The 13,436-nt window shown below is 59.2% G+C and carries 10 protein-coding genes; 6 read left to right on the top strand and 4 right to left on the bottom strand.

Annotation, left to right across the window (positions count from 1 at the left end; translation table 11 throughout):
* Window positions 1–104: 104 nt before the first annotated feature.
* Window positions 105–1,622: an NAD(P)/FAD-dependent oxidoreductase gene (locus HB633_RS02310; protein WP_346730247.1), complete on the bottom strand. Its 1,518-nt coding sequence runs from the start codon at window positions 1,620–1,622 to the stop codon at window positions 105–107.
* A 172-nt stretch (window positions 1,623–1,794) separates the two neighbouring features.
* On the opposite strand from HB633_RS02310, the gene HB633_RS02315 reads away from it, so the two are divergent.
* Together HB633_RS02315 and HB633_RS02320 are read left to right on the top strand one after the other, a co-directional pair.
* The gene (locus HB633_RS02315) at window positions 1,795–3,210 is read left to right on the top strand and encodes an MFS transporter (RefSeq protein WP_213776436.1); all 1,416 of its coding nucleotides are present in this window, start codon (window positions 1,795–1,797) and stop codon (window positions 3,208–3,210) included.
* 136 nt (window positions 3,211–3,346) lie between these two features.
* On the top strand, window positions 3,347–4,240 hold the full coding sequence (locus HB633_RS02320; protein ID WP_213776437.1) for a ferritin-like domain-containing protein: 894 nt from the start codon (window positions 3,347–3,349) through the stop codon (window positions 4,238–4,240).
* A gap of 59 nt (window positions 4,241–4,299) precedes the next feature.
* On the opposite strand, the gene HB633_RS02325 is transcribed toward HB633_RS02320, so the two are convergent.
* Window positions 4,300–5,022 (bottom strand): TetR/AcrR family transcriptional regulator, encoded by a 723-nt coding sequence (locus HB633_RS02325; RefSeq protein WP_213776438.1) that lies wholly within the window; start codon window positions 5,020–5,022, stop codon window positions 4,300–4,302.
* Window positions 5,023–5,183: 161 nt separating this feature from the next.
* Between HB633_RS02325 and HB633_RS02330 the strand changes: the two genes are divergently transcribed.
* The 3 genes from HB633_RS02330 to HB633_RS02340 are packed head-to-tail and all read left to right on the top strand — an operon-like array spanning window position 5,184 to window position 10,061.
* Entirely contained in the window at window positions 5,184–6,365 is a 1,182-nt protein-coding gene (locus tag HB633_RS02330) for an isovaleryl-CoA dehydrogenase (RefSeq protein ID WP_213776439.1), read from the top strand.
* 14 nt (window positions 6,366–6,379) lie between these two features.
* On the top strand, window positions 6,380–7,987 hold the full coding sequence (locus HB633_RS02335) for a carboxyl transferase domain-containing protein (RefSeq protein ID WP_213776440.1): 1,608 nt from the start codon (window positions 6,380–6,382) through the stop codon (window positions 7,985–7,987).
* Between the two features lie 55 nt (window positions 7,988–8,042).
* Window positions 8,043–10,061: an acetyl/propionyl/methylcrotonyl-CoA carboxylase subunit alpha gene (locus tag HB633_RS02340; protein ID WP_213776441.1), complete on the top strand. Its 2,019-nt coding sequence runs from the start codon at window positions 8,043–8,045 to the stop codon at window positions 10,059–10,061.
* A gap of 12 nt (window positions 10,062–10,073) precedes the next feature.
* On the opposite strand, the gene HB633_RS02345 is transcribed toward HB633_RS02340, so the two are convergent.
* Window positions 10,074–10,589, bottom strand: coding sequence for an OmpA family protein (locus tag HB633_RS02345; protein ID WP_346730248.1), 516 nt, complete (start codon window positions 10,587–10,589; stop codon window positions 10,074–10,076).
* Between the two features lie 247 nt (window positions 10,590–10,836).
* Here HB633_RS02345 and HB633_RS02350 point away from each other — a divergent pair, with 247 nt between their 5' ends.
* On the top strand, window positions 10,837–11,910 hold the full coding sequence (locus HB633_RS02350; protein WP_213776442.1) for an AI-2E family transporter: 1,074 nt from the start codon (window positions 10,837–10,839) through the stop codon (window positions 11,908–11,910).
* 75 nt (window positions 11,911–11,985) lie between these two features.
* On the opposite strand, the gene HB633_RS02355 is transcribed toward HB633_RS02350, so the two are convergent.
* On the bottom strand, window positions 11,986–13,434 hold the full coding sequence (locus tag HB633_RS02355; RefSeq protein ID WP_213776443.1) for a bifunctional 2-methylcitrate dehydratase/aconitate hydratase: 1,449 nt from the start codon (window positions 13,432–13,434) through the stop codon (window positions 11,986–11,988).
* Window positions 13,435–13,436: the final 2 nt, after the last annotated feature.

Below are 13,436 nucleotides of genomic sequence, written 5' to 3' on the forward strand. Positions count from 1 at the left end.
ACACGGTTATGTTGACCAGATCCTCGCGCCCATAGCGAACGCAAGGGGTAATAAAGAGATAGCGCCGAAGTATACGCGCGGCTTCGGCGCTCTACAAAGCGTGGCTATGCGCCTGGGCGTGCAACCGCGGGCTGCGTGACGTAATCATCCGGGTTGAACACGCTCAGTGCTTGACGAAACTTCCAGCTGAAGCCCGGCCACAACGCGGTATTCCTGCCCGAGACCGGATCGATATACCAGCTCTTGCAGCCGCCTTTTGCCCAGATCGCGCGGCTCAATTTCTGCTGGATACGCACGTTGTAACCAGCTTCCACTTCTTGTTTTACGTCGATGGTCGCAACGCCGTGATCGCGCATATAGCCGAGCGCTTTCATGACGTAGGCGACTTGCGACTCGATCATGTAGACCATCGAGTTATGCGCGAGTCCGGAATTTGGACCCACGAGCATGAAAAAGTTCGGATAGTCCGGCAGCGTCGTGCCGAGATACGCATGGGCTCCGTCGCGCCAGGTATCGGTGATGCGCACGCCGCCGCGACCGATTACAACCCCGCGCGTGAAGGGCTTGGCGACCTGGAAGCCCGTGCCGAAGATGATGCAGTCCACCGGGTGCCGGACATTGTCGGCGGTGACGACGGCGTCATTTTCCACACGCACGATGGCTTGCGTCACCACGGACACATTGCTGCGCGATACCGCCGGGTAATAGTCGTTGGAAATCAGAATCCGCTTGCAGCCGATGGTGTAATCCGGCGTGAGCGCGAGTCTCAGTTCAGGATCTGCGACTTGCTTATGCAGGTGCCTGAGGGCGACTTTCTGGATCACTTTCATGAGCGACGGATGCATGACAAAAGCCAGCACGCGCGCTTCGAGCATCCAGTAAACCGTCATGCGCAGAAGCCGTTGCGTGAACGGTAAGTGTTTCAGGAACCATCGTTCGCGCTTGCTCAGCTCGCGATCGTTTTTCGGCATGATCCAGGGCGGCGTGCGTTGAAACACGTCTAGATGCGCCACGCGCGCCGCGATCTGCGGCACGAACTGGATCGCGCTCGCGCCCGTGCCGATCACCGCGACGCGCTTGCCCTCTAGCGGCAAGTCGTGATCCCACTCCTGGGAGTGAAAACACGTCCCCTCGAATGTATCGATGCCCGGAATCACCGGCACCGCCGCCCGCGACAAGCCGCCCATCCCCGCGATCAGCACGCGCGCCGAGACTTTCCTGCCCGTGGAAAAACGCAGGATCCAGCGTTGCGTGGGTTCATCGAAGGTCGCGCGTTGGAGTGTTTCGTTGAACCGCAAATGCGGGCCGATGCCGAATCGTGCAGCGCAATCCTCTAGATACGCGCGAATCTCCGCTTGCGGCGCGTAAAGCCGCGTCCAGCCAGGATGCGGCGCGAACGAGAACGAATAGACGTGAGCCTGCACGTCGCAGGCGCAGCCGGGGTAATCGTTGTCGCGCCACGTGCCGCCAAGGGTGGCGGCTTGCTCGGCCACGAAGAAATCGTTCATGCCGGCCTGTTTCAGCCGGATCGCCATGCAAATACCGGCAAAGCCCGAGCCGATGACCGCAATATCGATACGTTCGGGTTCTTGCGCGACGGTAGGGAAAGGATCGTGTTGCACGGTTTCGATGGCGGGCTTGGCGGAGCGGGGCAGACTATCTCAAATTTTGGCACAAAGACATAAGACGCCAAAACGCCGAAGGTCTTCAACATTCGCAACAAATGAGCACATTGGCCGTTAAAATGCGCGCCGGCGCCAAAACAAAGCGGCCACGCCAAGGAGACATGAATCAATGACCACCCAGGAATATGAAGCCCCCCAGACCTTAGCCGGCGTTTTATCGGCGGGGACGATTTCCGCGCGGCTCGATCGCCTGCCCGCCACTCGTTCGATGTGGACGCTCGTCGTATTGCTGAGCCTCGGCTTTTTCTTCGAACTCTACGACCTGCTGTATTCGGGCTACGTCGCGCCGGGGCTGGTGAAAAGCGGCATCCTGACATCGACGACCGTCGGGTTGTTCGGCTTCACGGGCGTGGCGAGTTTCATCGCGTCGCTGTTTCTCGGGCTTTTTATCGGCACGATTGCGTGCGGGTTCCTGGCCGATCGTTTCGGGCGACGCGCGATCTTCACTTATTCGCTGCTCTGGTACACGGCAGCGAACGTCATCATGGCGTTCCAGGACACCGCAGGCGGGCTGAATTTCTGGCGCTTCATGGCCGGACTGGGTATCGGCGTGGAGCTCGTGACGATCGGTACGTACATTTCGGAACTCGTGCCCAAGCACATTCGCGGACGGGCCTTTGCGTGTGAACAGGCGATCGGTTTCATGGCCGTGCCGGTGGTCGCGTTTCTCTCCTACGCGCTGGTCCCGAACAAACCCTTCGGCTTCGATGGCTGGCGTTGGGTCGTGCTGATCGGCGCACATGGCGCGCTGTTCGTGTGGTTCATCCGCCGCGCGTTGCCCGAAAGTCCGCGCTGGCTCGCACAAAAAGGACGCTTGGCGGAAGCCGATGCAATCATGACCGCACTCGAAGCGAAGGTCGAAAAGGAATACGGCCGGCCGTTGCCAACGCCCGCCGCGCCAGAGCCTGTCAGCACGCGCGGCGCGTTCAGCGACATGTGGGTCGCGCCCTACGGCAAGCGCGCGACCATGATGATCATTTTCAACGTATTCCAGACGGTCGGTTTCTATGGCTTCGCCAACTGGGTCCCGACGCTTCTGATCCGCCAGGGCATCACCATCACAACCAGTCTGATGTACTCGACGATCATTGCGATCGCCGCGCCGGTCGGGCCGATCATCGGCTTGTTCATCGCCGATAAATTCGAACGCAAGAGCGTGATCGTGGCAATGGCCGGGATGATCGTGGTGTGCGGACTGGTCTTCAGCCAGGTTTCGGGCGCGGCTCTTCTGGTCGCGATGGGCGTGGGTCTTACGCTTGCCAGCAACATCATGTCCTATAGTTTCCATGCTTATCAGAGCGAGCTTTTCCCGACGAGTATCCGAGCCCGCGCGGTTGGATTCGTCTACTCGTGGAGCCGTTTTTCAGCGATTTTCACGTCGTTTTTCATCGCCGGCGTCTTGAAGGCGGCTGGAACGACGGGCGTGTTTGTTTTTATAGCCGGAGCAATGGTCGTCGTGATGCTGGCGATCGGTTTCATGGGCCCGAAGACGCGGGATCTGGCGCTGGAACAGATCTCAAGGTGATGATTTTTAAGGCGATGTCGTCGCTATAGGATGCTATACGGGTAGCGTGTAAGACGCATAACGCAGCCGTTCGTGACGGCAAGATGACGCGCGTTATGCCAAAATCTGCATAACGCGATTAACTCTCCGTTATGCCATGTCCGACACGCTCACGCCTGCCGAAGCCGACCATGCAATGCGCCATTGGTCGTATGGGTCCACCGGCAAGATTCAGATTGGTTCTCCGCAGCACAAACGCATGTTTTGCGAAATGCTGCTCACGACTCACAACCCCTATAAACCTGCAGTCATCGACTGGCCGATGCTTGGCGCCGCCGCGCTCAAGCGCATCACCTCGTTGCCCATATGGGACATCGCGGTCCAGACGGAAGGGCGCGCGTCGATCCGTGTATCGACGTATGCCAGCACCATCAAAGACCCGTTGCTGCGCGAAGCGGTCACCATGAACGGTGGCGAGGAGGCGCGGCACAAGATCGTCCTGTCGAGGCTCGTGCAGGCATACGGCATCGAGCTTGCGCCCGAGCCGCCATATCCCGCTCCCGATGACGCGCTGCGCGCCTGGATGCTGACCGGTTACAGCGAATGTATCGATAGTTTCTTTGCTTTCGGATTGTTCGAAGCCGCGAAACAGACGGGCTATTTCCCCGAAGAACTGGTCGAAACATTCGAGCCGGTGATTCAGGAAGAAGCCCGGCATATCCTGTTCTTCGCAAACTGGGTTGCTTGGTATCGGCGCAATCTGCCTTGGTACAAAAGGCCGTGGTTCCTGATGAAGACCGCGAGCGTGTGGGTTTCGCTGATACGCGACCGGATATCGCTGGCAAAAGGATTCGATACCAGTGGCGCCGCCCAGGACATGAACTTCCCGGCCAACGTCGGGGATTCGGTGGGCGGGGGGATATCGGCGAAGGCGTTGATCGAGCTTTGTCTGACTGAGAATGAACGCCGCATGGGCGGTTACGATGCGCGTCTTCTCAGGCCTACGACGGTGCCGTGGCTTGCCGGAATCGCACGGCGGTTCATCAAGTAACACCTAAATAGCAACTAACGGTCCGCCGCGCCGGCATCTGCCAACCCGGTCGGCGCTCTTCACTTTGCCGGCCGCGTTGCCTCGAACCGGCGCGACGCCTCCTCCACGTCCTGTCTGAACTGCGCGAGCGCAGTCAGGCTTGCAGCGGGCGGCTGCAACGCGGTCCAAAGTACATCGATGAGCTCATCCGCCGTCGTATCGATCTGAGCCTGGCTCAAATGCCGCCTGGCGAGCGTTGCGTCCCACAGCACATGCTCCATCGGCCCGAAAACCAGTGATCGCATCAAGCGTAACGGCAGGTCTGCACGTACCTGCCCAACGCTCTGCCCATGCGCCAGCACGTTCATCAACGGCGCGGTGTAGCGGCGCTGCAGGTCGGTTAGCGCATCGCTCAGATCGTGATGCTTCGTGCGTCCCTCCGATAAAACCAGCGCGCACAATCCCGTCCCGTTGACCAGCATCAGCCGTAAATGCGTCCGCACGATAAACGCAAACTGCTGGCGTATGCTGCCGTCACGGGGAAGGCCGGACTCGAAGGCATCGATGATCTCGTCGTACCAATCCGCGATCACGCGTGCGCACAGCTCCCGCTTGCCGCTGAAATAGCTGAACACAGTGGCTTCCGAAATCCCCGCGCGCTGGGCGATCTCGGCGCTCGTCGCAGCGTCGTAGCCTTTCTCGGCGAACACATCGCGCCCGGCCTGAAGAATGTCCTTCACGCGCTGCTGCGACTTGAGACCTGCAGGCGTGCGGCGGTTTCCGGTTGAAGGCGTTGAGGACATGGTGTCGAGCGTGAGTTCAATAAATGTGAGCGTAGCTCAAATCCCTATTGACTGGAAGCGCCTTTCCGCATGAAACTTCCGATAATCAAGCAAAGCTACGCGTGTGAGTACGACTCACCACGCAACTCAAGCCCTACCGATACCCGAAGGAGGAGACCCGCATGAACGACGTACCCGGTCTGAATTTCGCCCTGGGCGAAGACATCGACATGTTGCGCGATTCGCTCGCCAACTTCGCCGCGAAGGAAATTGCGCCGCGCGCCGCGGAAATCGATAAAACCGATCAGTTCCCCATGGACCTTTGGAAGAAATTCGGCGATCTGGGGGTGCTCGGCATGACGGTCTCCGAGGAATACGGTGGCGCGAATATGGGCTACACCGCGCACATGGTCGCCATGGAGGAGATCTCGCGGGCGTCGGCGTCGGTGGGGTTGTCGTATGGCGCGCACTCCAACTTGTGCGTGAACCAGATTCATCGAAATGGCACGGAAGCGCAGAAACGCAAATATCTGCCGGGGCTGATTTCGGGCGAACAGATCGGCGCACTGGCGATGAGCGAGCCGAACGCCGGATCGGACGTGGTCAGCATGAAACTTCGCGCCGACGAAAAAGGCGATCACTACGTGCTCAATGGCACGAAGATGTGGATCACTAACGGTCCAGATTGCGACACGCTGGTGGTGTATGCCAAAACCGACATTGAAGCGGGCGCGAAGGGGATCACCGCGTTTATCGTCGAGAAGGGCATGAAGGGATTTTCCGTCGCGCAGAAACTCGACAAGCTTGGTATGCGCGGCTCGCATACCGGCGAACTCGTGTTTGAGAACGTCGAAGTGCCGAAGGAAAACGTGCTCGGCCAGTTGAACGGCGGCGTCAAAGTGTTGATGAGCGGGCTCGACTACGAGCGAGCGGTGTTGGCCGGCGGACCTACGGGCATCATGGTCGCGTGCATGGATGCGGTCGTGCCGTACATCCATGACCGCAAGCAGTTTGGTCAGGCGATCGGCGAGTTCCAGTTGATTCAAGGCAAGGTCGCGGATCTTTACACCACGTTGCAGGCATGCCGCGCATATCTGTACGCGGTGGGGCGCCAACTCGATACGCTCGGCGCTGGCCATGGCCGTCAAGTGCGCAAGGATTGCGCGGGTGTGATCCTCTACACCGCGGAAAAAGCGACGTGGATGGCTGGCGAGGCGATCCAGATTCTCGGCGGCAATGGGTATATCAACGAGTATCCGGTCGGCCGTCTGTGGCGCGATGCCAAGCTGTATGAAATCGGCGCGGGTACGAGCGAAATTCGCCGCATGTTGATCGGGCGTGAACTGTTCGCCGAAACGGCCTGAGAGCGCAGACACTTATGCCGATCATCGAATCGAAACTGAATCCTCGCAGCGACGAATTCCGCGCGAACGCGGCGGCGCTTGAAGTGCTGGTCGCGGATCTGAAAGAGAAGGTCGCGAAGATAGCGTTGGGCGGCGGCCAGGCCGCGCGCGATAAACACCTGTCACGCGGCAAACTCCTGCCGCGCGATCGCATCGCGCAATTGCTCGATCCAGGCACGCCGTTTCTGGAGTTCTCGCAACTCGCGGCGTACGGTATGTACAACGACGACGCGCCCGGCGCGGGCGTAATCACAGGCATAGGCAGAATCGCTGGGCAGGAATGCGTGATCGTCTGCAACGACGCCACCGTGAAGGGCGGCACGTATTATCCGGTGACGGTCAAGAAGCATCTTCGCGCGCAGGAAATCGCGGAAGAGAATCATCTGCCGTGCGTGTATCTGGTGGATTCGGGCGGCGCAAACCTGCCGAACCAGGACGATGTGTTCCCCGATCGCGATCACTTCGGGCGCATCTTCTACAACCAGGCGAACATGTCGGCGAAGGGCATTTCGCAGATCGCCGTGGTGATGGGTTCGTGCACGGCCGGCGGCGCTTACGTTCCGGCAATGAGCGATGAATCGATCATCGTCAAGAACCAGGGCACGATTTTTCTGGGCGGTCCGCCGCTCGTGAAAGCCGCGACGGGCGAAGAAGTCAGCGCCGAAGATTTAGGCGGCGGCGATGTGCATACGCGGCTCTCGGGCGTGGTCGATCATCTTGCACAGAACGATGCACATGCGTTGGGGATCGCGCGCAGCATTGTCGGGAATTTGAATCGCGTCAAGCCAGCGCCTTTGGCGCTCAGGGAACCGCTGCCGCCGCGTCATGATCCGCACAGCCTCTACGGTGTTATTCCGGCTGACACCCGCAAGCCTTTCGATATCCGCGAAGTGATCGCGCGCATTGTCGACGACTCCGCATTCGACGAATTCAAGGCGCGTTACGGCACGACGCTCGTTTGCGGCTTCGCGCATATCTGGGGGCAGCCGGTTGGCATCATTGCGAACAACGGCATCCTGTTTTCAGAGTCGGCGTTAAAGGGCGCGCATTTTATCGAGCTGTGTTGCCAGCGAAAAATTCCCCTGGTTTTCCTGCAGAACATTACGGGTTTCATGGTCGGGCGCAAGTACGAAAACGAGGGCATTGCCCGTAACGGCGCGAAGATGGTGACGGCTGTGGCGACGGCGAAGGTGCCGAAGTTCACGGTGATCATCGGCGGGTCGTTTGGTGCGGGAAACTATGGCATGTGCGGCCGCGCGTATTCGCCGCGCTTCCTGTGGATGTGGCCGAATGCGCGCATTTCGGTGATGGGCGGCGAGCAGGCCGCTTCGGTACTGGCGACAGTACGTCGCGATGGTATCGAAGGGAAAGGCGGTTCCTGGTCGAAGGAAGAAGAGGAGGCGTTCAAATCGCCGATCCGCGAGCAGTACGAGGTGCAGGGGCATCCTTATTACGCAAGTGCGCGTCTGTGGGACGACGGCGTGATCGATCCTGCGCAGACCCGCGATGTGCTCGGGCTCGGCCTGGCGGCATCGATGAACGCGCCGATTGAAGACACGCGTTTTGGCGTGTTCCGGATGTGACGGCGGCACTTATTGCTGCCCAATGCAACGCGAATATTTTCTCCCAGGCTTCGTCATGTTCAACAAAATACTGATTGCGAATCGCGGCGAGATTGCGTGTCGCGTTGCTGCAACCTGCAAGCGATTAGGCGTAGGCAGCGTAGCCGTCTATTCCGATGCCGATGCACAATCCAAACACGTTGCCGTCTGCGATGAAGCCGTCCACGTGGGCGGCGCGGCGGCGTCCGAAAGTTATCTGCAGATCGACAAGATCATCAGTGCTGCGCTGAAAACCGGCGCCCAGGCCGTGCATCCGGGGTATGGGTTTTTATCGGAAAACGAAGCGTTTGCGCAGGCTTGCGAGAAGGCGGGGCTCGTGTTCATCGGACCGCCGGTAGAAGCGATTTCCGCGATGGGATCGAAGGCCGCGGCCAAGGCGCTGATGCAATCGGCGTCCGTACCACTGGTGCCGGGTTATCACGGCGACAGCCAGGACGCTGCGCTATTGCAGAAGGAAGCCGATGGCATCGGCTATCCCGTGTTGCTCAAGGCAAGCGCGGGCGGTGGCGGCAAGGGCATGCGCGTGGTCGAGAAAAGCGCGGACTTTGCGTCGGCACTTTTGTCCTGCAAGCGCGAGGCATCGAGCAGTTTCGGCAATGATCGTGTGTTGATCGAAAAGTACTTGCAACGGCCACGGCACGTAGAAGTGCAGGTTTTTGCGGACCAACACGGCAACGCCGTATATCTCTTCGATCGCGATTGCTCCGTGCAGCGTCGTCATCAGAAGGTGTTGGAAGAAGCGCCCGCGCCCGGCCTTTCGGATGAAGTACGCAAGGCGATGGGCGAAGCCGCCGTCGCCGCCGCGCGAGCGGTGAATTACGTCGGCGCGGGCACGGTCGAGTTCATCATGACCGGCGACGGCCAGTTCTACTTCATGGAGATGAACACGCGGCTTCAGGTCGAACATCCGGTGACCGAAATGGTGACTGGTCTAGATCTCGTCGAGTGGCAATTGCGTGTGGCGAGCGGCGAAACGTTGCCGCTGATGCAGGATCAACTGAAGGTGAACGGCCATGCAATCGAAGCGCGTATCTATGCCGAGAATCCATCGCGTGGATTTTTGCCATCGACGGGAACGCTGAAGCATTTGCGCCTGCCCGAAGCGGTGGAATTTCAATTGAACGGCAACGTACGCATCGACAGCGGCGTGCGCGAAGGCGACACCATCACCCCGTTCTATGATCCGATGATCGCCAAGCTGATCGTGCACGGCCGCGATCGTGACGATGCGTTATTGCGCATGGCGCTGGCGTTGAAACAATGCGAGGTCGTGGGTCCTTCGACGAATATCGAATTCCTGCATCGGATTGTCGTCAGCGTACCGTTTGCTTCCGCTGACCTGGATACTGGCCTGATCGAACGTCATCACGACGCGCTGTTTGCGCCATCGACCGTATCGCGGGCGCACGCGCTCGCGCTGGCTTGCGCCGCGTTGCTTGCGCGTGAAGGTGGGGAAGCGCATGGCGCGTCGCCGTGGGACGCGCTATCGCACTGGCGCATGAGCGGTGGCTACACGCAGGCGCTGAACTGGCGTCTCGCGGGAAGTGACGACGAGATCCTTGCCGTCTTCACACGCGACTCGACGTCGGGCCGCGCGGACAACAAGCAGCTTGAACTGCTTGGCGAAACGCTCAAGTTCGACTGGTCTCATGGCGATGAACCACATTCATTCGTGGTGCTGATCGACGATACGCGCATCAAAGGGCGCGTCTTCATAGACGGCGATATGTTTCATGTGTTCTACGCGGGTGTATCGCTGGCGTTCGAATGGCAGAACTTGCTTGCTCATGCCGCCGATGCCGAGCATGGCGAAGGCCGCCTGACTGCGCCGATGCCGGGCAAAGTGATTGCCGTACTGGTGGAAGCCGGCGCCGTGGTCGAGAAGGGCGCGCCGTTGCTGGTGATGGAAGCCATGAAGATGGAGCACACGATCGTCGCGCCCGCGAGCGGCACGGTGGGCGAGATCCTTTTTAGCGTCGGCGATCAGGTCACCGACGGCGCTCAGCTTCTGATAATGGAAGTGCAAGCATTGTAATAACGCCCTGCCTCATTTCTTTTTGACGCGTCCCAGCAGCGTTTCCTCGGTCTCGGTCTTGACCAGAATCTCGACCCGCCGATTCAACGCACGCCCTTCGGGCGTGGCGTTGGACGCGATCGGCTCAGCAAATGCAATGCCGCGAGTCTTGATGCGCGCAGCGGGAACGCCACGTGCGACAAGGGCATCGGCCACGGCGTTCGCGCGTGCTGTAGACAACGTCTGGTTGTAGTCGAGCGGTCCTACATTGTCGGTGTGTCCTTCGACCATGATCGGTCGCGTGCTTCGCTTGAGCAGCACCGCGGCACGGTCGAGTGCGGCGATGCTTTCGGGCCGCATGGACGCTTCATCGAAATCGAACAATGCCGATTCCTGAAGCCGCAACTCAACGCCGCCATGTGCCGGATGAACGACGATGCCAACTTTCTCGTTGATCGCTTCTTCCTTCGCCCGGTTCAGGCCCGACGCGCAACCGGCGAGCAATGCCGTTGTTGCACATGCGTTGACAATGGTTCGAATAGCTTTCACTGCAAGTCTCGTGAACAGATGCCGGGGCAAGGGAACCGATTATAGGGAAACGGAAATTCGTGAGTGTGAAATTAGAACAAAAGATGCCGTGTCGGGTATGAGCCACGGCGGCTTGAAAGAACACTTGATTCTGGTCAATCGGTTCACGATTTACAATGCTTCATTGGCATCGCGTTTCACACACATTACAAGCAGCTTCGCGAGAGCAGTTTTGTGCTACCACTAAAGAGTAACTAGAGGACGTTTCATGATTCCACGCGATCACACTTCTGACGACGAAAAGGATCGCACACAGCGGTTGCAACGGACCGCCTCGGGGTTGCTGTATGCGGTACTGGTGGCCGTCGCCATCTGGATGATCCGCGACTTCATTCCGGCCGTGGTATGGGCGTCGGTGATTGCCATTGCGTTGTGGCCGTTGTTGACATGGCTCGAGGAACGGCCATTGTTCAGGCATCGGAGCACGTGGCTGGCTATCGGCATGACGGTGGTTATCGGGTTGGTGTTCGTGGTGCCGTTCATCATTGTCGCGGCGCAGGCGGGCAGCGAAGCCAACGACCTCATCCGATGGTTTCAGGAATCGTTACGTAGCGGCATTCCCATGCCCGATCTCGTCAACCATTTGCCAATGGGATCGAAGCAGATCGCGGCATGGTGGCAGGAGAATCTTGCGACGCCGCTGGGTTCATCGCCGGCGGTCAAGCATTTTCATAGCGCAACGGTAGTCGCGATGACGCGGCATTTCGGCGGGCGCCTGGCGCATGGGTTGATCGTGTTCGGCTTCATGCTGGTCACGTTGTTCTTTCTTTTTAAAGCAGGGTCGCGGTTGGGCGAGCAACTGCTCGAGGCATCGCGGCGTGCGTTTGGTTCTGAAGGTGCATCGCTCGCTCGGCGTATGGCCGATTCGGTTCGCAGCACGGTGACGGGTCTGGTCGTGGTGGGGCTTGGAGAAGGCGCGTTGCTGGGCGTGGCTTATGGTGTGACCGGCGTGCCGCATGCGACCCTGCTGGGGATGCTGACCGCCGTGGCAGCCATGCTGCCGTTCTGCGCGCCGATCGTGTTTCTGGGCGCGGCCTTGTGGTTGCTGGCTCAAGGCGCAACGGTCGCCGCGATCTGCGTTGCGGTGTTCGGATTTGTGGTCGTGTTTGTTGCCGAGCATGCGGTGCGGCCGGTGCTGATTGGCGGGGCGGCAAGGTTGCCGTTTCTGTTGGTGCTATTCGGAATTTTGGGCGGGGCCGAGACGTTTGGGCTGGTGGGATTGTTTATTGGTCCGGCGTTGATGACGATTCTGGTGGTGCTTTGGAATGATTGGGTGCATTGAATCAGGAATAAGGTGTCACTAAAAAAAGGCGGTTCCAACGTTGGTCGGAACCGCCTTTTCGTTCAAGCTTCCGAATCAAATCACGTACAAATCAACATATTCATTGACCGGCATTGCTTCGAGCGTTGCCTGATCCAGCGATGCCGCAATGATCGCCTCTTGCTGTTTCGCCGGGAAACGCCGTGCGAGATTGGTCCTGAACTTCTCGACCAACAGAGGGATGCCGTCTTCGCGGCGGCGCTTGTGTCCGATCGGGTATTCGACGACCAGCTCGTCGAACGTGCTGCCGTCGTTGAATTCGACGCTCAGCGCATTGGCGATCGAACGCTTTTCCGGATCGAAGTAATCCTTCGTGAATTGCGGGTCCTCCACGCATTCGATCTTCGCGCGCAACGTATCGATGCGCGGATCTTTCGCGATCGAATCTTCATAATCCGATGCCGTCAATCGACCGTAAATCAGCGGCACGGCGACCATGTACTGGATGCAGTGATCGCGATCGGCGGGGTTATCGAGCGGACCTTTTTTATCGATGATCCGAATCGCCGCTTCGTGCGTGCGGATCGTGATCTTCTTGATGTCTTCGACGCGTCGGCCGGTTTCAGCGAGCTTTGCGTTCAAGGTCATCGCCGCTTCCACCGCCGTTTGCGAGTGGAATTCAGCCGGGAACGAGATCTTGAAGAGCACGTTTTCCATTACATACGAGCCGTACGGACGCTGGAACTTGAACGCGTTGCCCTTGAAGAGGACATCGTAGAAGCCCCATGTTTTAGCGGTCAGAACCGACGGATAACCCATCTCGCCCGTCTTCGCGATCAAGGCGAGACGCACGGCGCGCGAGGTCGCATCGCCGGCGGCCCACGATTTGCGCGAACCCGTATTCGGCGCATGGCGATACGTGCGCAGCGAATGACCATCGACGAAAGCCAATGAAACAGCGTTGATCAGTTCATCGCGCGTGAGGCCGATCAATTGCCCGACGACCGCCGTCGATGCCAGCTTCACCAGCAACACGTGATCGAGCCCGACCTTGTTGAACGAGTTTTCCAGCGCGATACAGCCTTGAATTTCGTGCGCCTTGATCATGCCGATCAGGACGTCTTTCATCGTCAGCGGTTTTTTGCCGGTGGCGACGGCGTTGCGCGACAACCAGTCGGCGGTTGCCAGAATCCCGCCGAGATTGTCCGACGGATGACCCCATTCAGCGGCGAGCCACGTGTCGTTGAAGTCGAGCCAACGGATCATCGCGCCGATGTTGAACGCGGCCTGAACCGGGTCGAGCTGGAACGACGTACCGGGAACCTTGGCGCCGTTGGGGACGATCGTGCCCGGCACGATGGGTCCCATCAGCTTGGTGCAAGCGGGATAGGTAAGGGCTTCGAGTCCGCAACCGAGGGTATCGATCAGGCAATTGCGCGCGGTATCGAGCGCGAGTTCGCTGTCGATCTGATAGTTGAGAACGTAGTCGACTATGTCGACCAGTACGCGATCCGGCTCGGGCCGGACGTTTGAAATGTGGCTCATAT

Source organism: Caballeronia sp. dw_276 (assembly GCF_018449635.1).
GTDB lineage: Bacteria > Pseudomonadota > Gammaproteobacteria > Burkholderiales > Burkholderiaceae > Caballeronia.